This window comes from Streptomyces sp. MNU89 (assembly GCF_020982505.1).
Taxonomy (GTDB): domain Bacteria; phylum Actinomycetota; class Actinomycetes; order Streptomycetales; family Streptomycetaceae; genus Streptomyces; species Streptomyces xinghaiensis.
Genome location: NZ_JAJKLL010000001.1, coordinates 861,973 through 882,061, shown reverse-complemented (window position 1 = coordinate 882,061; position 20,089 = coordinate 861,973). Strand labels below are relative to the sequence as shown.

The 20,089-nt window shown below is 69.3% G+C and carries 15 protein-coding genes and 3 pseudogenes; 12 read left to right on the top strand and 6 right to left on the bottom strand.

The window, feature by feature from the left end:
* Positions 1 to 243 precede the first annotated feature (243 nt).
* Positions 244 to 1,509 carry an alpha/beta fold hydrolase gene (locus E4N63_RS03820; protein ID WP_230239892.1) on the bottom strand — a complete coding sequence of 422 codons (1,266 nt, stop codon included), beginning with the start codon at positions 1,507 to 1,509 and terminating at the stop codon, positions 244 to 246.
* A 156-nt stretch (positions 1,510 to 1,665) separates the two neighbouring features.
* Between E4N63_RS03820 and E4N63_RS03815 the strand changes: the two are divergent.
* Positions 1,666 to 2,829 (top strand): annotated as a pseudogene (locus tag E4N63_RS03815) (IS3 family transposase).
* 944 nt (positions 2,830 to 3,773) lie between these two features.
* Here E4N63_RS03815 and E4N63_RS03810 read toward each other — a convergent pair.
* The 4 genes and pseudogenes from E4N63_RS03810 to E4N63_RS03795 form a co-directional block, all read right to left on the bottom strand.
* Positions 3,774 to 4,196, bottom strand: a complete 423-nt coding sequence (locus E4N63_RS03810) for a hypothetical protein (protein ID WP_230239891.1) — start codon at positions 4,194 to 4,196, stop codon at positions 3,774 to 3,776.
* 340 nt (positions 4,197 to 4,536) lie between these two features.
* Positions 4,537 to 5,211, bottom strand: a complete 675-nt coding sequence (locus tag E4N63_RS03805; RefSeq protein ID WP_230239890.1) for a hypothetical protein — start codon at positions 5,209 to 5,211, stop codon at positions 4,537 to 4,539.
* A 10-nt stretch (positions 5,212 to 5,221) separates the two neighbouring features.
* A complete protein-coding gene (locus tag E4N63_RS03800) occupies positions 5,222 to 5,533 on the bottom strand; it encodes an RNase A-like domain-containing protein (RefSeq protein WP_230239889.1) in 312 nt (103 codons plus the stop codon).
* 185 nt (positions 5,534 to 5,718) lie between these two features.
* A pseudogene (locus tag E4N63_RS03795) lies at positions 5,719 to 5,895 on the bottom strand (SAM-dependent methyltransferase); the annotation flags it as partial.
* Positions 5,896 to 6,222: 327 nt separating this feature from the next.
* Between E4N63_RS03795 and E4N63_RS03790 the strand changes: the two are divergent.
* The 4 genes and pseudogenes from E4N63_RS03790 to E4N63_RS03775 all read left to right on the top strand — a co-directional run bounded on the left by E4N63_RS03790 (position 6,223) and on the right by E4N63_RS03775 (position 9,116).
* A complete protein-coding gene (locus E4N63_RS03790) occupies positions 6,223 to 6,744 on the top strand; it encodes a hypothetical protein (protein ID WP_230239888.1) in 522 nt (173 codons plus the stop codon).
* A gap of 82 nt (positions 6,745 to 6,826) precedes the next feature.
* Positions 6,827 to 7,415, top strand: a pseudogene (locus tag E4N63_RS03785) (transposase); the annotation flags it as partial.
* A gap of 352 nt (positions 7,416 to 7,767) precedes the next feature.
* Positions 7,768 to 7,938, top strand: coding sequence for a 50S ribosomal protein L32 (gene rpmF, locus E4N63_RS03780; protein ID WP_125621389.1), 171 nt, complete (start codon positions 7,768 to 7,770; stop codon positions 7,936 to 7,938).
* Entirely contained in the window at positions 7,935 to 9,116 is a 1,182-nt protein-coding gene (locus E4N63_RS03775; protein ID WP_230239887.1) for a GTP-binding protein, read from the top strand. The genes rpmF and E4N63_RS03775 overlap by 4 nt, the downstream gene beginning before the upstream one ends.
* A gap of 443 nt (positions 9,117 to 9,559) precedes the next feature.
* On the opposite strand, the gene E4N63_RS03770 is transcribed toward E4N63_RS03775, so the two are convergent.
* A complete protein-coding gene (locus E4N63_RS03770) occupies positions 9,560 to 10,537 on the bottom strand; it encodes a LysR family transcriptional regulator (protein ID WP_230239886.1) in 978 nt (325 codons plus the stop codon).
* Between the two features lie 148 nt (positions 10,538 to 10,685).
* Here E4N63_RS03770 and E4N63_RS03765 point away from each other — a divergent pair, with 148 nt between their 5' ends.
* The 7 genes from E4N63_RS03765 to E4N63_RS03735 all read left to right on the top strand — a co-directional run bounded on the left by E4N63_RS03765 (position 10,686) and on the right by E4N63_RS03735 (position 19,953).
* Positions 10,686 to 11,843 (top strand): tartrate dehydrogenase, encoded by a 1,158-nt coding sequence (locus E4N63_RS03765; protein ID WP_230239885.1) that lies wholly within the window; start codon positions 10,686 to 10,688, stop codon positions 11,841 to 11,843.
* Positions 11,840 to 13,519 carry a hydantoinase B/oxoprolinase family protein gene (locus E4N63_RS03760; protein WP_230239884.1) on the top strand — a complete coding sequence of 560 codons (1,680 nt, stop codon included), beginning with the start codon at positions 11,840 to 11,842 and terminating at the stop codon, positions 13,517 to 13,519. The genes E4N63_RS03765 and E4N63_RS03760 overlap by 4 nt, the downstream gene beginning before the upstream one ends.
* Complete coding sequence (locus E4N63_RS03755) at positions 13,516 to 15,669, top strand: hydantoinase/oxoprolinase family protein (protein ID WP_230239883.1); 2,154 nt, start codon at positions 13,516 to 13,518, stop codon at positions 15,667 to 15,669. Before E4N63_RS03760 ends, E4N63_RS03755 begins: the two co-directional genes overlap by 4 nt.
* Positions 15,670 to 15,872: 203 nt before the next feature.
* Complete coding sequence (locus tag E4N63_RS03750; RefSeq protein ID WP_230239882.1) at positions 15,873 to 17,156, top strand: MFS transporter; 1,284 nt, start codon at positions 15,873 to 15,875, stop codon at positions 17,154 to 17,156.
* 61 nt (positions 17,157 to 17,217) lie between these two features.
* Positions 17,218 to 18,204 (top strand): phosphoglycerate dehydrogenase, encoded by a 987-nt coding sequence (locus tag E4N63_RS03745; RefSeq protein WP_230239881.1) that lies wholly within the window; start codon positions 17,218 to 17,220, stop codon positions 18,202 to 18,204.
* 41 nt (positions 18,205 to 18,245) lie between these two features.
* Positions 18,246 to 19,631: an acyclic terpene utilization AtuA family protein gene (locus tag E4N63_RS03740; protein ID WP_230239880.1), complete on the top strand. Its 1,386-nt coding sequence runs from the start codon at positions 18,246 to 18,248 to the stop codon at positions 19,629 to 19,631.
* A complete protein-coding gene (locus tag E4N63_RS03735) occupies positions 19,624 to 19,953 on the top strand; it encodes a DUF4387 domain-containing protein (protein ID WP_125621365.1) in 330 nt (109 codons plus the stop codon). Before E4N63_RS03740 ends, E4N63_RS03735 begins: the two co-directional genes overlap by 8 nt.
* Positions 19,954 to 20,089 lie beyond the last annotated feature (136 nt).

The window sequence follows — 20,089 nt, the reverse complement described above, 5'->3', positions numbered from 1 at the left end:
GGTCCCGAGCCGGGCGGTCGCACTGTTGGCTGGTGCTCTCCGCGGTCGTCGGGCACCGTGCCGGAACTCGCGTCCGCCCGCGAGGCGTGTGCCCCGGCCGGGACTGGCCTCAGGCGGTTTCACACGACGTAGCAGTCTCGGGGGCACAGGTGAGAGATGAGGGCGACGGCCGGGCGGGCGGCCGCAGGTGGTAGGGCGGAGAGTCGTGCTTTCCCGTGGCACCGGGTTGGACGGCACGAGGCCCTACGCGCTTCCCGCAGCCAGGTCCATCAAGCGGGACAGTACGCGGTCGCCGGCAGCGGTGACGCCGTCGTGCTCCCATTCGTTGGTGACCCATGCCCGGGTGGCGCCGACCTCGCGTGCGGTGCACAGGGAGAGCCCAGCGTCCACGTACATGTCGTCGTGGTACACGAGTGCGGCGAGCGGGACCCGGTTGGCGGCGAGGCGGCGACGGTCGTACAGCGGCGGCCAGTCGGAGCGTTCGGCCAGCAGATCGGCGGCGTTGGCGAACGGACGCAGGCCACTGATCTCGCGAAACATCCAGGGGTAGATCATCTCTCCGGTGAGCAGGAGAGGGTCGGCGTCTTCGGCGAACTCCGGAAACGCGGCCATGGCCCTGGACGCCGCCCAGTTGGTCGGACCCGCGCCCTGGCCGTACAGGGTCTCCTGCATGACGGCAAAGAGCGGATTGTCGATGAAGCCGGTCAGTGTCGTCACTTGGTGCAGGAAGGTGTCTGTCGGCTTGCCGTCCTCGTCGAGAGCTTCATCGAGAAGCCAGTGGATCCGCTCGAAGCCGTCGCCCATACCGAGGACGAGGCCGAGCGTACGCAGGCGGTGGGAGGTGAGCCGGTCTCCGTCGGGCAGGCGTATATCGGTGGTGGCCAGGAGATGGGCTATCCCGCGCAGCCGGGCCGCATCGTGGGGGTAGCGAGTGTAGAAGTCGCGGACCCGGTCCCGTACCCGGGGATAGGTGCGGGCATAAACGTCGTCGGCGGTCGCCGAGAGGCCGGGCAGGCCGCCGGTCACGTAGCAGGCACGCAGACCTTCGGGGGCTTGAGACAGATAGGTGAGGGTGATGAAGCCGCCGTAGCTCTGGCCGAGGGTCTCCCAGGGCTCGTCGCCGCACAGCTGCCGGCGGATCAGCTCGGCGTCCGCGACGATCGAGTCGGCGCGGAAGTGGCCCAGATGCTCGGCCAGCCGGGCTGGTGAGGCGAAGCGAGAGGCCGCCCGGGCGGTAACGGGGGTGGAACGCCCAGTGCCGCGCTGGTCGAGGAGGAGAACCCGGTGGGTTTTGAGGGCCTGGGGCAGCCAGCCGGGTGAACCAGCTGATGGCCTTGGCGACTTGCCGCCGGGACCGCCCTGTAGATAGAGAAGCCAGGGTAGTTGTTCACCTGCTTTGCTTGCTTCGGTGACTTCTCGAGCGAAGATCTGGATGGTCGGGCCCTGCGGGGCCGCGTGGTCGAGGGGGACGGTGAAGACGTGGTCGACGGTCGCGTACGCAGAGTTCATGGGTCCCTTTCGTAGCTACACGACGTATGAGGTGTGACATTGTACAATGTGTAGTCGGTGATGCAGTGCACCCCGCCTGGTCCTTGTTCAGGTCTGCTGCACGGATAGGTGACATCTGATCTGGCTTGCCTGTGGGCGGCCTGGAAGGATGTTGCTGTGCTTGCTCCCTATCCCGAAGAGTTCCGTGATGACGTCGTGCGGGTGGCCCGCAACCGTGAGAAGGGTGTGGCCCTCGCCCAGATCGCGAAGGACTTCGGCGTTCATGAGATGACGCTGTCGAAGTGGCTGCGCCGGGCCGCCGTGGAAGACGGCGGGAAGCCGGGTGTCACCGGGTCGGAGTCGGCGGAGAACCGTGAGCTGAAGAAGCGGGTGCGACTGCTGGAGCAGGAGAACGAGGTCCTGCGCCGGGCCGCGGCGTATCTGTCGCAGTCGCATCTGCCGGGAAAAGGCTCTACCCGCTCGTGAGAGACCTCGCCGCCGACAGGATCCCTGTCGCGGTTGCGTGCCGGGTCCTGGGGCTTGTCCGCCGGCACTACTACCGGTGGCTTCGCCGACTGGTGAGCGCGGCCGAGGTCACCGAGGCCTACCGCGCGAACACGCTGTTCGACGCCCACGGTGACGATCCCGAGTTCGGCTACCGGTTCCTCATGGGCGAGGCCGAGACGGCCGGCGAGCGGATGTGTGAACGGACCGCTTGGCGGGTCTGATGGGACAACGCCTGGTGGTCGGTGTTCGGAAGGAAGCGGTCGAAGAGCGGCAAGCGGCCCGGACCGCCGGTCCATGAAGACCTTGTCCGCCGGGACTTCACCGCGAACGCGGTGAACGAGTTGTGGCTGACCGACATCACCGAGCACCCGACCGGTGAGGGAAAGCTGTATCTGTGCGCAGTCAAGGACGCCTGCTCCGGGAGGATCGTGGGCTCCTCGATCGGCAGCCGGATGCAGGCTAGGCTCGCGGTCAACGCCTTGGACAGCGCCGTCGCCCGCCGAGGCGTGGTGGCCGGCTGCGTCGTTCATTCCGATCGCGGACCGCAGTTCCGCTCACGCCGGTTCGTCCACGCTCTGCACCGTCATGGTCTGGTCGGATCGATGGGCAGGGTCGGCGCCGCCGGCGACAACGCAGCCATGGAGTCCTTCTTCGCTCTCCTGCAGAACAACGTCCTCGACCGCCGCACCTGGACCACCCGCCAACCTGCGGACCGCGATCATCACCTGGATCGAACGGACCTACCACCGACGCCACCGACAGCCACGGCTGGGCCGATTGACCCCCATCGAGTTCGAGACCACCATGAACCCCGCCACGACCCTCGCGGCATAAACCCCACTGTCACCAAACCGTGCAGCAGACCCCTTTGCCGCTCGCCACAGGTGTGCCTTCTGGGAGCCGCTTCTTGACACTGGCACCGTGGTGCCACGGCTGTAGACACCGGTCCGCGCAAAGAGCGACGATCTCGGGCCGCTATGAACGGGGCTCGGTTGTCGGCGGCGGCTGAAGAGTGGTTCTGGCTCACTTTCCGTGCCATTACCACAGACGGTCAGAGGCGGAGGTCCGGCTGCTGTACAGCGCCAGGGAGTGCTACGGGTAACTCGGCGACTGGGACCACAGACCTCACGAGCTGCCTGATGAGTGGGAATCGGAGGAGATCTTCAAGAGCGTGGCCTGGGAGGAGGGCAAGGAACAAAGCGCTGCCGACGAACGCCAGGCTGAAGAAGAGCTGCCCGAGTGGGGGGCCGTGATCGACTGGGGCGAGGCAGTTGCGGATTGATGGACTTGGGCCGCGTGGGCATGCAGCGACTCTCCGCCCACACCTGGCGTCGACAGACCCGTGGGACCGTGGCCCCAGTAGCCGGTTGGCACGGTCTCCTGCCGGACGCGTACGCAGAGCAGCCCCGCGGGCTATGGCCCACAGTGGGGTGGCTGCGGGGTGGTCAGCAGGAGCTCCGAAAGGACTTGGCGCGCCAAGTCCGGCTGATGGCCGCCTGCCTCGTTGTCCGGACTATCGGTCAGGCGCGAGGAGTTGTGGGCGAAGAAGTTTGCCCGAGCGGGTCGGCCACCGCGACCCGTGCAGGACTGCAGCACCTGGTCAACGGCGCCCGAGGGTGCGTCGACGAGGCCCGGGACGGTGTTCGCGACGAAGTCGCCGAACAGCTCGGCCCAGGCAGGGTGTTGATCACCGACGATCCCTGGCAGAATCGCTCGCCGCTAAACCGCCTGATCAAGCGCGCCCGGCTCGCCGAGCACACGGCGCCTGCGCAGATCGTTCATGACGTGCCCTTCTTCTCGGTCCGGCGTTGGATGACGGCCAGGAGCACGGCGTAGGCCAGGCAGAGGAGCGCCAGGGCGGGGAGTGCGGCCAGGGCCGGGTTCACCCAGGCGGGGACCAGGTCGTATCCCGCGTGACACTTGTCGTGCAGCGGGAACCACCGTGTGTACTCCTCGAAGTTCGTCCTGCGGTACGTCCGGTCGTAGGCCTGGCCGGCTTTGTGGCATGCCTCCCTCGGGTCCAGTGATGCCCCGGGGAGGGAGCCGATGAGGTAGGTGACACCGGCTCCCATCAGGAGGAACACCGCACTCCAGGTGAACCAGGCGGGGCTGCGCCGCCACGTGCCCAAGAACAGCGGCCGGCTCCAGAACCACACTGCGGTCGTGAGGGCAAGGCAGATGAGGACGAGGATGACGGACATGGGTCAACTCTGCCGGTTCTTCGTGTCCTGCCGGGCCGCCGCCCGCTGCGCGACCCGCTTGCGGTACTTGGCCGGCGCAAGTAACCGGCAAGCTGCCAGGCATGACCGCCGAATGCACCCCGAACTGCCACGGACACCACGACACAGTCGCACACTGCGCCGGGTGGCCGGGAAGGGCGCAACCGCTTTCTGCGGGGGACTGTTGAACACCGACGTGTCGCCTCGTCCAGCGGCGAGTTCGACATGGTTCGGCCAGGCCATCGGCTACAAGACAGCCAGTCGGCGTCGGTCAGTCGGTGAGTCGGACCCGGCGGAGAAGCCACAAAACAGATCCTCGCTGTCATTCGACGAGGTAGCGGAGCGCGTCGACCACGTGCGGGCCGTGCCCGAACGCCGTGCTGAGGCGTTCGAGGCGGCCGTAGGTCTCGGTTGAGAGGCGTGACCAGAACCGGTTGGCGGCGTGCAGCAGGAAGCGGAACGCCAACTCCGGGCAGACCGTCTCGGCGCAGCGCGCCAGCGCCTCCCGGGTCCGGTCGAGTGACCCGGGACCCTGGGCGCGCTGGTCGAGCAGGCCGATGAGCTCCAGGACCTCCGGTGCCAGCCGCCGGTGCTGGGCCGCCGCCGGGCTGGTGCCGTCCGGTACACACGGGGTGCAGGACGTGAGGGACGCCTCCGACGCGCCGCGCCCCCGCGCGAGGGGGACGATCAGGGTGAGCAGCCGGTCGAACCAGGCGCGTGCGGCGCCCCGGAAGTCGGGGGCGCCGCCGTACGGTGGGTCCGTGGCGTGCCAGAGCAGGCTCAGCTCGCTGTCGTCGAGGCCGGAGTCCCGCAGCCGCAGGAGGTCCTCGATCAGCAGGGCCAGGCCGGCGGGGTCGCCTTCGGGACCCAGGTAGGTGAGGACGTGGTCCATTTCGTCCTCGGCGTCGAGGCACCAGTCGCCGTGGAAGGACCCGCCGAGCGCGGTCACGCCGAAGTCGAAGACGGTGTCGTCCCGCTGTGCTGCGGGGTCGTGCATGCCGGGCTCCTTACAGCGGGTAGGCGGTCAGGACGTAGAAGCCGCCCGGTTTATGGCCCTTCTTGGCGGCCAGGGTCACGGTGAAGCGGTTGCCGGTGGTTGGGCTGTGGTTGCCGAGGCGGTCCATGCTGTCGCCCGGTGATCCGTTGCCATAGGTGCCGGTGAGCGTGAGCCGCTGTGCTTTTCCGGGCTTGCCGGAGTCCTGGACGAACTTCTGGACGCGGGCCTTGTTCTGGTCGACGAGCTGGTTGACCGCCTTCTGGGCGAGGTCCGCGCTCGACCAGCGGGAGTTGGGCGTCAGCCGGCCCGCAGTTCGCCGCACCCGGAGAGGGCGGCGGTGCCCTTGACGATGGCTGCCAGCCGGTCGGAGTCGAGCTCGGCCACGGCATGGGCGAGCTGCTTCTCGGCGTCGGCGAGCCGGGCGTTCTGCGCGGCGAGTGCACTGTCCCTGCCCATGCCGAGCGTCACGAATACGTTGAGAAGGACGAGGAAGGAGAGAGTCTTCAGTTCCAGGTGCGCGAGGGTCGCCGGCAGCGGGTGCGTGATCATGTCAGGCGCTATGCAGGACTCGATGAACGCGCCGCCGCCCGGCTTTGCCCTGCCGCGCGACATCTGCTGGAGGAGTAGCCGACCGCCCGGCCGCAGTGAGCGGTGGAGCATCGCGCAGTACTCGGGGTAGTCAGCCAGGAACTTCCGTATGTCCGCCGGAGTGAGTCGGTTGAGCGCTTCTCTGCCGAGGGCCGGGATGAGGTGCACGCGGACGATGGGCACGTAACTGCCAAGCGTGGATGCTCATGGGGTTCTCCTCGGCGAGGCGAGGCCACAGCCCCGAACCGCCACGCCATCGGGTGATGCGGCTCGGCCAGGCGAGTGGCAGCGGCCATCGCAGACTGCTACCGGGCGGGCGGGCGTTCCAGGATCGGTGCCGTCGCTGTCTCCGGCGGAATGTGTATCGACCGCGTCTGTGCCGTGCGGTCGGCTCGACCACGACTGTTCGAGGAGTCCCATCCCATGCGTTCACGCGTCATCGCCGTCATGGCCGCCGCGGTTGCGGCCACTGCCGCACTTGCACAACCCGCCCACGCCGCCCCGCTCGTCGACGGGGTCTACCGGTTCGCGGCTCTCAAGGACGGCAAGTGCCTGGTCTGGCCCACAACGCACGCGAGTATCGGCATGGTGTCGCTGGGCGCCTGCACGGACAACGGGTCCACCTCGGCGAACTGGCAGGTACGGCAACGCCCCAACGGAACGATGGAAGTCTCCGCGCCGGGTTCCAACCCGCGCACCTGCCTGAGGTTGACGACGGACTACAGAGTGATGGTCGGCGACTGCGCTGACAAGTACGCCGAGTGGACCGTCTCCTACGGCTCCGCCGGGCCCGGCAGCGTGGTGTGGGCCGACATCGAGCACACCCCCGGCGACCGATCCAACTCGTGGGGGAAGCTGGTGGACGCTCCCGGCGTAACCGGTCGCATCGTGGTGAGGCAGGCCCCCATTGAGCCGCACTACTGGGCGTTGCAGCAGGTCAGCTAGGAGCGTGTCTCGGTAACGGACACCCGCCTGCGTCTCGTGATCTTTCGTGCGGGACAACCCCGGTATGCGTGGTGGGGATGGGCTGTTCGAAGTCGAGCCGGTCGAGGCGAAGCGGCTGCAGGGCCGTCTGGCGGCGGTGGGCAAGACATTTCAGGCGTTCGACCCGCACCAGGTCCTGCTGCTGCCTCCCTCGCTGAACGACTGGCTGCCCGAGGACCGCTTCGCCCGGTTCGTCGCAGACCTGGTCGACGGGGTACTCGACATCTCCCCGCTTCTGGCCCACTGCACCGAGAAGTGCGGTCACCCGCCCTATGGCCCCCGGCTGATGGCGCGCCTGCTGATTTTCGGCTGCACCACCGGTGTCCGCTCCTCCCGGGCGACCGAGCACAAAGAATGCGCCGACGACGTGGCGTTCCGGTTCCTGGCCGCCGGCCAGGCCCCCGGACTTCCGCTCGATCGCCCGGTTCCGCCGCCGTCACCTCAATGCCCTGGCCGACCTGTTCACCCAGTCGCTGCACCTCTCGACCAAGCTCGGCATGGTCAAGATGGGCCGCGTCGCCCTGGACGGCACCAAGCTCGAAGCGAACGCCTCCAAGCGCAAGGTGATGAGCTACGGCCGCCTGATCGACAAGGAAGAACGGACCGAGGTCGAGATCGCCGAGCTGGCGGCCAAGGCCCGCCCGAAGCCGAAGACCCAAGCGAACTTCAAGGTCTTCCGGCACGCAGGGACGGCAGGGACCGCCGCCCTGGCCGGCTGGCCGGCCGGGCCTCCCCGGTCACGTGACGAGCCCTGTCGGCCGAACACCCGGCCGACAGGGCCCCCGCCAGAGCCCCACAGGCCCGGACGGGGCCGCAGCAACCGATCGCCGGTCACAGCAACGGAGCCGCTTGCTCGTTACTGACCCACGCTCCCAGGGGGCGGTGAGCGGCGTGGCGGCTTGTAACAAGCCTAAGGCTATTTGGTAATGGAATCCGTTTTCATGTAGCGTCGTGGTCCGTTCCCCTTGTTCCAGGAGGTTGGTCGTGGCGGTCCCGAAGCGCAAGATGTCCCGCAGCAATACGCGTCACCGGCGCGCGCAGTGGAAGGCTTCGACGCCTCAGCTGGTGCCGGTGACGGTGGACGGTGCCGTTCACATGGTGCCGCAGCGCCTGGTGAAGGCGTACGAGCGCGGTCTGCTGCGCCCCGGGGGATGAGCACGATGCATGCCACCGACCGGCGGCTGCCGGTGACCGTGCTGTCGGGCTTTCTCGGAGCCGGCAAGACCACGCTGCTCAACCACGTTCTCACCAACCGTGCGGGGCTGCGGGTCGCGGTCATCGTCAACGACATGAGTGAGATCAACATCGATGCGGCGCTGGTGCGCGGCGGTGAGGCCGCTCTCTCACGGACCGAGGAACGCCTGGTCGAGATGACCAACGGCTGCATCTGCTGCACCCTGCGCGACGACCTGCTGGAGGAGGTCGACCGGCTGGCGCGCGAGGGCCGTTTCGACTACCTGCTCATCGAGTCCAGCGGCATCTCCGAGCCCATGCCCGTCGCGGCCATCTTCGCCTTTTCGCGCGACGACGGCGCCACACTCGGCGAACTGGCCCGTCTGGACACCATGGTCACCGTGGTGGACGCGGTGAACTTCCTGTCCGACCTCGACGACGGTGACGGGCTGGCGGAGCGGGGGCTGGATCAGTACGAGGAGGACGAGCGGACGGTCAGTGACCTGCTGATGGACCAGATCGAGTTCGCCGATGTCCTTGTGCTCAACAAGCTCGACCTCGTCGAGGCGGCCGACGCGTCGCGCCTGCGGGCCACCCTGGCCCGGCTGAACCCGGCTGCCCGGATCGTGACCGCAGTCCACGGACAGGTGCCGCCCCAGCACATTCTGGGGACCGGACTGTTCGACCTGGAGCGCGCCCAGCAGGCCCCGGGCTGGGTCGTGGAGCTCAACGGCGACCACGTGCCGGAGACCGAGGAATACGGGATCTCCAGCCTCGTCTTCCGCTCCGACGCACCCTTCCACCCGGGCCGGCTGTTCACGTTCGTCACCGAGGAACTCGACAGCGGCGCCTTCGGGCACATCCTGCGTTCCAAGGGTTTCTTCTGGCTCGCCAGCCGTCCGCGGATCACCGGACTGTGGTCCCAGGCGGGCTCCGTGGCCCGCTTCGAACCCTCCGGCGTCCGCGATGACGCCCAGGGCCAGGAACTGGTCTTCATCGGTACCGGTCTGCAGGCCGAAGCCCTCAAGGCGGCGCTGGCGGGCTGTCTGCTGGCCGAGGGGGAGGGCCTCCCCGCGAACGACCCGTTCCCCTCCTGGGGCTCCTACGGGATCGGCGACGCCTGCGAGCACGAACAGTCCACGCTCATGCAGCCGGCCTGACGGACTCCGGGCCGGGCGGTGGTCGCAGCCACGGCACCACCCGGCCCGGCCCGCCGTGTGAACCGTGAGCAGGCGCTGGGAGATGTGGGCCTCGATGGGCATGGCGCCGGAGCGGTAGCAGCACAGGGTGCCGCCGTCGAGGATGTCGCTCCAGTAGGAGTCCGTGCGTGATGCGGACCGTTCCGCAGCGAGGGGGAGCGTGTCGGCGAGGGATTCCGCGGTCGGCCGCGGCGCGCTGTGAACCCAGCCGCTCCGGGAAGAGGTCTGTCAAACGGGCGGGTCTGGCCCGTAACCGGTGGTGACGCCGGGTGGCTTCCTCACTGTTCGGAAGACGACTCGCCACGCCCTTCTCAGTGGACTGACGACCGCCTCACGGGGAACCCGAGGGCTTTTTGACGGTTCGACTCCGGCTTCGCCAGGTATGCCGGTCACCAGGCAGGGGACTATCCGGCGCTCCGCGTGACCGCGGACTGGTCCTTGGCGTGTTCCAGACGCAGCGGGAGCCGCGCGGCGAGGTGGTCGATGAGTGCGCTGACACGTCGCGGGACATGGCCGTCCTCCGCCAGGAGGGCATAGATGTCGGCGGCCGGTGTCGACAGGTTCGGCAGGACCCGGACGAGCTCGCCGCGATCCAGATGCGGCCTGACGTGCCACTCCGAGCGCATGATCACACCACGGCCCTCCAGTGCCCAGCCGGTCACCACGTCACCGTCATTGCTGGACAGGCTGCCGTGCACCCGCACATGCCGGGGACGGTCCGCGTCCCCGAAGCGCCAGAGCGCGAAATCGCTCTCGTTCTCCCGCAGCACGATGCAGTTGTGATGCGCCAGATCCTCGATGCCGGCCGGCGTGCCGTGCTCGGCGAGGTAGGACGGCGCCGCGCAGGGCACGCGCCGGTTCTTGGCCAGACGCCGCATGCGCAGCGAGGAGTCGGGCGGCATGCCCACGTGGACGGCCACGTCGAACTCACGCTGGTGGGGCCGTAGAGGCAGCGCGGACGTCTGCATCCGGACGTGCAGTCCCGGGTGGGCCGCGGCGAACTCGCCGAGCAGCGGCGCGATATGCGCGCGGCCGAGACCGAGTGTGGCTTCGACGACCAGGGACCCGCGCACCCCGCCGGCCGTGTCGGTGATCGTGTCCTCGAGCTCGCGTACCTGGTCGAGGATCGCTTCGACGCGCGCCGCGTACAGCTCGCCTTCCGAAGTCAGCACGAGTCGGCGGGCGCCGCGCTGGACGAGGCGGACATCCAGGCGGCGCTCCAGCGCGCTGAGGCGTTTGCTGACGACGGGCAGGGAGCAACCGAGTTCCCGCGAGGCGGCCGTCAGCGTCTCGCTCGACGCGACCACGTGGAAGAACTGCAGGTCGTCAACGACAGAACGGCTCTTGGACCAGGGGCGACCAGCACGCCGAGAGCTTTCCATACGGGAAAACGTACCTTGCCGGTGACGGGCTTGTAGCGAGCGTCACCGCTGGCCAGGGTAGGACCCAGCCGCGCCGTGACCGGAACGCCTCTGGACAGAGTGCACGCCACCGGACTTGCGCATCGATTCGTGGACTGGGAGTGAGTTCGTGCCGCAGAGTTACCGCATCGCAGCGATTCCGGGCGACGGGATCGGCCGTGAGGTCGTCCCGGAGGGGCTGAGGTGCCTGCGGGCCGCTGCCAGGGTGCACGGGTTCGAACTCGACGTCACCGAGTTCGGCTTCGCCAGCGCCGACTACTGGCTGAACCACGGCACGATGCTGCCCGGGAACTGGCGGGACGTACTCGGCGAGTTCGAGGCGATCTTCTTCGGTGCGGTCGGATGGCCGGAGGTGGTCCCGGACCATGTCTCGCTGTGGGGCAGCCTGCTCCAGATGCGGCGGGGCTTCGACCAGTACGTCAATCTGCGCCCCGTCCGGCTGCTGCGCGGCGTCCGCAGTCCGCTGCGCGACCACCGGCCGGGCGACATCGACTTCTACGTCGTGCGGGAGAACACCGAGGGCGAGTACTCCAGCATCGGCGGCCGGATCTTCGAGGGCACCGACCGCGAGACGGTGGTCCAGGAGACGGTCATGACACGCACCGGGGTCGACCGGGTCCTGCGTTATGCCTTCGAACTCGCCTCGACCCGCCCGAGCAAGCACCTGACCTGGGCGACGAAGAGCAACGGGATCTCGATCTCCATGCCCTACTGGGACGAGCGCGCGACCGAGATGGCCGCCCGGTACCCCGACGTGACCGCCGACAAGGACCACATCGACATCCTGACCGCGAAGTTCGTCCTCCAGCCCGACCGGTACGACGTGGTCGTCGCCAGCAACCTGTTCGGTGACATCCTCTCGGACCTCGGCCCGGCCTGCACCGGAACCATCGGCATCGCCCCCAGCGCCAACATCAACCCCGACGGCTCCTTCCCCAGCCTCTTCGAGCCGGTGCACGGGTCGGCGCCGGACATCGCCGGTCTCGGTGTCGCCAACCCTGTCGGCCAGATCTGGAGCGGCGCCATGATGCTCACCCACCTCGGCGAGCACGAGGCCGCCGCGCACGTCGTGGCCGCGATCGAGAGCGTCCTGGACGAGCAGCCCGATGTGGTCACCCCCGACCTCGGGGGCACGGGGACCACGGTGGGGCTGGGCAAGGCCATCGCGGCCCGGATCGCCGCGAGGTCGCTCGTCGGCCACGGCGGGGGAGCGGCGGCCGGCGACTCGGCCGGCCGCGCGGCCGAAGAGGAGGTCGCGGCGTCGTGATCAGACCTGTCTCCGACCCGGTCGGCCTCGAAGTGCGCTGGGACCGGCTCGCCGCCGCCACCGACGAGGCGGCCTCCACCATGCTGCGCACGGCCTTCTCCACCATCATCCGGGAGTCGAACGACTACACCGTCGTCCTGATGGACCGCGCGGGCCGCACGATGGCCGAGTCACGGGCCGGCATCCCCGCCTTCGCCGCCTTGATGAGTTCGCTGACCGCGCTGGTCCTCGAACGGTTCCCGGCGGACGAGTGGCAGAACGGCGACAGCGTCGTCACGAACGACCCGTGGATCGCCACCGGACACCTGCCCGACATCGCCGTGATCTCCCCGGTCTTCCACGGAGGGCAGCTCGTCGCGTTCGCCGGCACCGTGGCGCACTCACCGGACATCGGTGGCACACCTTCGATGAGCACGTCCGAGCTGCTCTCCGAGGGCATCCTGATTCCTCCGCTGCGCCTGTTCCGGGCCGGACGGGTCGAGCAGGGGGTCAAGGACCTGCTGCTGGCGAACGTGCGGCTGGCGGACCAGGTCTGGGGTGACCTGGAGGCGCAGGCCGCGGCACACGCCGTGTGCCGCCGACGCGCCCAGGAGTTCCTCACCGACTTCCGTGAACCGGACTTCGAGGCGTTCGCGGACCGGGTCCACGCGGTGACCGACGCCGCGATGCGGGCGGGCGTCCGCGACCTGCCCGACGGCGTCCACCGCGCCGCCCTGGACGCGGACGGGGTCGAAGGCCACCCCACGCACATCGAGTGCGCGGTGACCGTTCGCGGCGAGGAGGTCGAGATCGACTACACCGGCAGCTCTCCCCAAGTGCCCTTCGCGACGAACTCGACGCTGAACTACACCCGCGCCTACTCCATGTATCCGCTGAAGATCCTGCTGGATCCGTCCACGCGGACCAACTGGGGCTCCTACCGCGCCATCCGGGTCACCGCGCCGGAGGGCACGATCGTCAACCCGAGATTTCCCGCGCCTGTCGTGGCACGGCACCTCACCGGCCACCTCCTGTCCTGCGCCGTGTACCGGGCACTGGCCCCGGTGCTGCCCGACCGTGTCATCGCCGACAGCGGGGGCGCTCCCGCCCTGCGGGTCCGCTTCGCGGGGGTCGACGACTCCGGCCGGCCTTTCAGTCTCATGCTCTTCGCCAACGCGGGCATGGGCGCGTCCAAGGAGTCGGACGGGCTGTCCACCACCGCCTTCCCGACCAACTCCGGCAGCGGCGGCATCGAGGCTCTGGAGGCCGCGTCTCCGCTGCACTTCCTCCGCAAGGAGTTGCGTGCCGGATCGGGCGGACGGGGCCGGCGCCGCGGAGGACTGGGCCAGGACATCGAGGTCCGCAACCCGACGAGCCGACCGGTGCAGATGGTGCTGCTCGGAGACCGCGAGCAGCATCCGGCGCTCGGACTGGCCGGCGGTGAACCCGGCGCCACCGCACAGGTCGTCCTGGACTCCGGCGAGCGCATCCCACTGAAGTCGATCTCGCAGCTGGCCCCCGGCTCGTCGGTGGTCATCTCCTTCGCCGGCGGCGGCGGGTTCGGCCGCCCCGAGGAGCGCGAGCCCGAGCTCCTGATGGCCGACGAGATCGCCGGCTACACCGTCCCGGCCGGTCGGAAGAACCCGCGCACAGCCCGGACGGCGGGCGGAATGGCACGTGAGGAGGCGGGCCGATGAGCCGCACGGTCCGGATCGGCGTCGACGTCGGCGGAACGTTCACCGATCTGCTGCTGCACGACCCGCGCCGGGGACTGGTCTGGCCCGGGAAGCTGCCCACCACGCCCCACGCTCCCAACGAGGCCGTCACCGCGGGGATCGTCCGCCTGCTGGAGGAGACTTCCACGGCCCCCGGAGACGTCGCGGGCATCGTGCACGGCACCACGTTGGTGACGAACACGCTGCTGGAACGCACCGGAGCGGTCGTCGGTCTGCTGACCACCAGCGGGTTCAGCGACTCCCTCGAAATGGGACGGGAGACGAGGTTCGACACCACCGACCTGCTCGCCCGGCCGGCTCAGCCGCTGGTGCCGCGCCACCTGCGCCTCGGGATACCCGGGAGGATCGCCGCGGACGGCAGCGAACTCGAACCGCTCGACGAGCGTGCCGTCCTCGCGGTTGTGCGGGATCTGGCGGACCAGGGCATCGAAGCACTGGCCGTGGCCCTGATGCACTCCTACCGCAACGCCGGGCACGAGCACCGGGTGCGGGACCTGGTCGCGTGGGCCCACCCCGGCCTCCCCGTCACGCTCTCCAGCGCCGTGGCCCCGGTCATCGGCGAGTACGAGCGGGCCGGCACCGCCTGCCTGAACGCGTATGTGCAGCCCCTGATGTCGCGCCACCTCGACGGCCTGCGGGACGACCTGACCGCCATGAGGATCGACGCGCCCCTTCGCATCATGCTCTCCGGCGGTGGTGTCACGACCCTTGAGGACGCCAAGCGGTTCCCCGTACGGCTGCTCGAGTCGGGCCCCGCGGCCGGTGCCATCGCCGCTGCCGCCGTCGCCCGGACGCTGGGGGAGCAGGACGTCGTCTCCTTCGACATGGGCGGTACGACGGCGAAGATCGCTGTCGTCCAGGGGGGCAGGCCCAGGCTCAAGCACGCCTTCGAGGCGGGGCGGGTCGACAAGTTCAAGCCCGGCTCGGGGCTGCCGGTGCGCCTGACCGTCGTCGACATGATCGAGATCGGTTCGGGAGGCGGCTCTATCGCGGCACCCGATGCACTCGGGCTGCTCAAGGTGGGACCGCGCAGCGCCGGTTCGGTGCCCGGCCCCGTCGCCTACGGGCGGGGAGGCGAGCGACCCACCGTGACGGACGCCGACCTCCTGCTCGGCTGTCTCGACGCGGAGAACTTCCTCGGCGGCGAGATGCGGCTGCGGACGCGCGAGGCCCACAAGGCGCTGACCCGTGAGGTGGCGGGTCCCCTGGGACTCGACACCGCTGACGCTGCCGCCGGGATCGTCGAGGTGGTCACCGAAAGCATGGCCGCCGCCGCCCGCATGCACCTGTCCGAGCAGGGCAAGGACCCCGCCGGCTTCGCGCTGCTGGCCTTCGGCGGAGCCGGACCCGCCCATGCCTACGGGCTGGCGAAGTCGCTGAAGATCTCCCGAGTGATCGTGCCGATGCGGGCTGGAGTGATGTCCGCCTGCGGGCTCCTTGCTGCCGCTCCCACGGTCGACGAGGTCCGCAGTCTCCCGTCGCCTCTCGCCGATGTCGACTGGGACCTGGTGGCCGCGCTGTACGACGAGATGACCTCCCGCGCCACCGAAATGCTCCAGCCCGGCGACCCGGAGCTCGTGCGGGTACACCGCTCGGCCGACATGCGTTACCTCGGCCAGGGCTTCGAGATCGAGGTCAGCGTGCCCGAGCGGGACCTTGGCCCAGCCGGTCTCGAACGCATCCGGACCGTCTTCGAGTCCACGTACCGCGGCGTGTTCGGACGTTCCCTCGACGGGGCCGTGGAAGTCGTGAACTGGCGGCTTTCCATGCAACTGCCCGGCCACGAGTTGTCGACGGGGGGCAGCCGTGCGCGAGGAGGTGAGGCCGGCCGCGGAGTACGGTCGGTGCACTTTCCGGGACACGGGCTGCTCGAAGCCACCGTATGGAACCGCTACGAGCTCACGCCGGGAACCGAGCTGGCAGGTCCGGCGATCTTCGAGGAACGTGAGTCGTCCTGCTCCTTCGGGCCGGACTGCCGGATCCGGGTCACCGACGACCTGACCCTCGTGGTCGAGGTCGACCGGGCCCTGAACCCGGTCTCCCCGGCCGTCCCCGAAGAGGGCGGCGTCGAGCAGCCGCCGGAGGCAAAGGACGCTTGGCGACCAGTCTGAGGAGTGGCTGCCTCACCTGCGGCGAGAAACGGACCGACGCCGCTCGCACAGGACGCACCTGGTTCGCACGCCGCGGGCCGGCTCGACATCGGGGAAGCGGTCCCCGGCCGTGCCGCGGGACAAGTGTCTCTCACCCCCACGCCAACACCGATGACCTATCCAGCAGCTGCCCGATGCGGTGGCGGCGCGAAGGGACGACCCTCATGACGACGGTGTCAGCAGAGCAGCGCACACGTACCCGGCGCATCACGCTCCTGGTCGCTCTCGCGGTCTTCGCACAGGAGTCGACCTGGAACTTCTACGAATCTCAGGTTCCGCCGCTCCTGCGGGAGCACCTCACCAGCGCGGCCGTCGTGGGGATGCTGATGGGCATGGACAACCTGCTCGGCATCTTCATCCAGCCATGGATCGGCAACCGGTCCGACCGGACGAGGACCTCCTGGGGCCGGCGGATGCCCTACCTGGTGGTCGGGATGCCGATCGCCGCCGCGCTGTTCATCCTCATTCCGCACAGCGCTGGGTCCTTGCCGCTGCTGATCGTGGTGCTGTTCTCGTACGCGCTCGTCGCCAACACCTTCAAGCCGATTGCCGAGGCGCTCGTACCGGACTTCATCGCACCCGAGCGACGAAGCCGGGCCAACGCCGCTGTCAAGGTCGCCGCAAGTATCACGGCCATCGTCGCCGCGCTCATCAGCATTTTCCTGGTCGACAACCATCTGAGCCTCGCGTTCGCGATCCCCGCGATCATCATGCTGATCTCGATCGGGGTGCTCGCGGCCACCGTGCGCGACAGCCGGTCCCCGGCCTACCGGGCAGCGGTGGCCGAGAGCGATGAGAGCGATGAGGAGGACGGTGCCGAGCGCACCGAGCCACGGGTCCGGGACACCTTCATCGAGATCCTCAAGGACACCGATCGCAGCCGGCTCCTGCTGCTACTCGCGATTCTCCTCTTCGGCAGTGCATGGGCCGCGTCCCGGTCGTTGATCACGCCGTACGGGATGGAAGCCCTGAACATGTCACGGGGAGCCGCCGGTGGTCTCACCCTGCCCAGCGGTATCGCCTTCATCCTGGCGGCCTACCCGGCGGCCGTGCTCGCCGAGCGTTACGGACGGCTCCGGGTCATGGCCGTCGGCATGTCGGTCTTCGCCGGCGCCATGGTGCTGGGGACGCTCTTCCAGACTCCGACGGGGGCCGCCGTGGCCCTCTGCCTCGCGGCGGCCGGCGCGACCTGCTTCCTGGTCAATGCGGTGGTGGTCCTGTGGAACCTCGCACCCTCGGCACGGGTCTTCGGGACCTACGCCGGTATGTACACCGTCGGCTGGGCCGGCGGTGGCTTTCTGGGCCCGGCGGTGGTCGGCGGGATGGTCGACATCACCGGCTGGCCGCTGATGCTCATCGACATCGCCACGGTCGCCTCGCTGTCGATCATCGTCGTGGTCAGGATCAGCGTGCATCAGCGGAGCACCGTCCTGTCCCTCGCCAACTAACCAGCCCGACCCGGCAGCACGGCGCGAGCCCAGCGCCGGACGCAGCCAGAGACGAGGAACCGTGCCCCGCATTCTGATCACTACGGACTACCTGCGGCCCGGCGACGAGGTGGATCACTATCTCCGGGCGCACGGCCACACGACGGTACACGCCCCGCTGGTCGGCCGACGCGGTCCCGGGCAACTCGTCGCCGCCCTCGACGGGATCGACGCGGCGCTCGTCGCCCATGATCCCCTGACCGCCCGGGTCCTCTCCGGAGCTCCCCGCCTGCGCGCGATCGTGCGCACCGGCGTCGGCTACGACTCGATCGACATCGTCGCCGCGGGCAAGCTCGGTATCACGGTGAGCAACCTGCCGGGTATCAACGCGAACGCCGTGGCCGAGTACACCTTCGGTCTCCTGCTGGCGGCCGCGCGGCGACTGGTGCAGAGCGCGGTGGGCGTCGCTGCCGGCCGATGGCCGAGGGAGGACGGTCACGAGTTGCGCGGGTCGACGCTCGGCCTGATCGGATACGGGGCGGCAGCGCGCGCCGTGGTGCCGCTGGCACGCGCCTTCGGCATGGGGGTGCTCTGCACGACCGGTGTGCCGGAGGACGAGCGGTCGGACCCGTCGGTGCGGTTCGTCGAGCTCCCCGAGCTGCTGGCGGCATCCGACTACGTATCGGTGCACACCGCGCTGACGGACCGCACCCGCGGTCTCCTGGACGCCTCCGCCTTCCGGCGGATGAAGCCGACGGCGGTGCTGGTCAACACCGCGCGGGGGGCCGTCGTCGACGAACACGCCCTTGCCAGCGCCGTGCGCACCGGCGAGATCGCCGCGGCGGCGCTCGACGTGGTGGGCGAGGAGCCGCTCCCGGCCGACAGCCCGCTGCGGGACGTCGAGGGAATCGTCGTCTTCTCCCACCTCGCGGGCCAGACCGCCGAAGCCCGTGCGGCCGCGGGCCTTGAGGGCGCGGCCGAGGTGGTGGCCGCCCTCGCGGGCCGCCCCCGGTTCGCGGTGAACGCCCACCTGCTGCCCCACGCCCCCACTGCCCGGGTCGACGGGTGACACCCGCCCGCCACGTGCCCGGCACCGACAGAAAGAGGAACATGGACAACGAACGGGTTGACCAGGTCAAGGTCCTGGCACCGACCGGCATGCTCGGAGCCGGCTTTCCCGAGGCCACGATCGAGCGAGGTCTGGCGCTCGGCGCCGATGTCATCTCCGTCGACGGGGGCAGCACCGACTCCGGTCCCTACTATCTCGGCGCGTCGCAGCCCAAGACCACCCGTGCCGCGGTCGCCCGTGACCTGCGGGTCCTGCTGAAGGCGGCGGCGGGCGCCGGTATCCCGCTGATCGTGGGTTCGTGCGGCACCAGCGGAACCGACTCCGGTGTCGACTGGGTCGCCGGTATCGTCGCCGACATCCTGGCGGCCGAGGGACTCCGGCTGCGGGTGGCGCGCATCTACAGCGAGCAGGCGACCGGCGCGCTCCTGAAGTGCCTGGAGGAGGGCCGGATCCATGCCCTGCCTCCGCTGGGCGAACTGGAGCCGGAGACGTTGCAGAGCTGCGCACACATCGTGGGCGCGATGGGGCACGAGCCGATCGTCGACGCGCTCGAGGCCGGTGCGCAGGTCGTGCTCGCCGGCCGCGCCACGGATACTGCCATCGCCGCCGCCCATCCGCTGATGAAGGGGATGCCGGGCGGGCCGACATGGCACGCTGCCAAGATCATCGAGTGCGGCGGGCAGTGCACCAGCAATCCGCGCGCGGGTGGGGTGCTGGCCACCATCGACGCCGACGGCTTCACCATCGAGCCGCTCGATCCGACGGTCGCCTGCACACCGATCCTGGTCGCCGCCCACATGCTCTACGAGACGGTGGACCCGTTCCGGATGCGCGAGCCGGACGGCACCCTGGACGTCCGTGAGGCCGTCTACACCGCCCTGGACGACCGCACAGTGCGGGTCGAGGGTTCGCGGTTCCATGTCGCCGACCAGCACACCATCAAGCTCGAAGGCGCCCGGATCACCGGCTACGAGACGATGTCGTTCAGCGCGATCCGGGATCCGCACATTCTTGCGCACATCGACGACTGGGCCGATCTCATGCGCACGATGATCAGGCAGCGGGTGGAGCAGACGATCGGCCTCGGCCACGACAAGTACGCCTTCGACCTGCGCCTCTACGGGCACAACGCCATCCTCGGGGATCTGGATCCGGCAGTGGGTCCGCCTCGCGAGGTGGGAGCCATGCTCCTTGTCAACGCACCGGACCAGCAAACCGCCACCGCCGTCGCGAAGATCGCCAATCCCTTGATGCTGCACCTGCCGACGGCCGACATGGACTACCTGCCGAGCCTGGCGTTCGCCACCTCACCGGCCGAGGTCGAGCGCGGTCCGGCGTACGAGTTCGTGCTCAACCACGTGGTCGACACCATCACCCCCACCGACATGTTCCGCACCGAATTCGAGGAGGCCTCCCACCATGGCTGAGACCGCCCCCACCACACTGGGCGACCTCGCGTACGAGGTCCGGTCCAAGAACGCCGGGCCGTTCTGGGTCACCATGGAGCTGTTCATGCGCGACGCGGACGGCTATCGCATCGCCGCCGACGAGACGTTCCTCAACGAGGGCACGGTCGCCCGGCTCTACGGACTCGACGAGGCGGACGTGCAGGTGTTCCGCATTCCGTCGCTGAACGTCGTCAAGATCTCTTTCCCGCGTCCCGTCAGCCAGGCGTCGCTGCGTGACCGTGACATCCACTCCGGTCAGCACCATGTGCCGCTGGCGGTTCTCCCCGTGCCCGCCACCTGACATTCCCGGGAGAAAGGGCGGCTCCCGCGCGTGACGACGGTCACGGCCGTGTCGGGGTCACCGCCGGCCCCGGCGGTGACCCCGAACGCGCCTGTCGGACGCGGTCCTTCACGCCCCAAACCGGTACCCTCCCTCG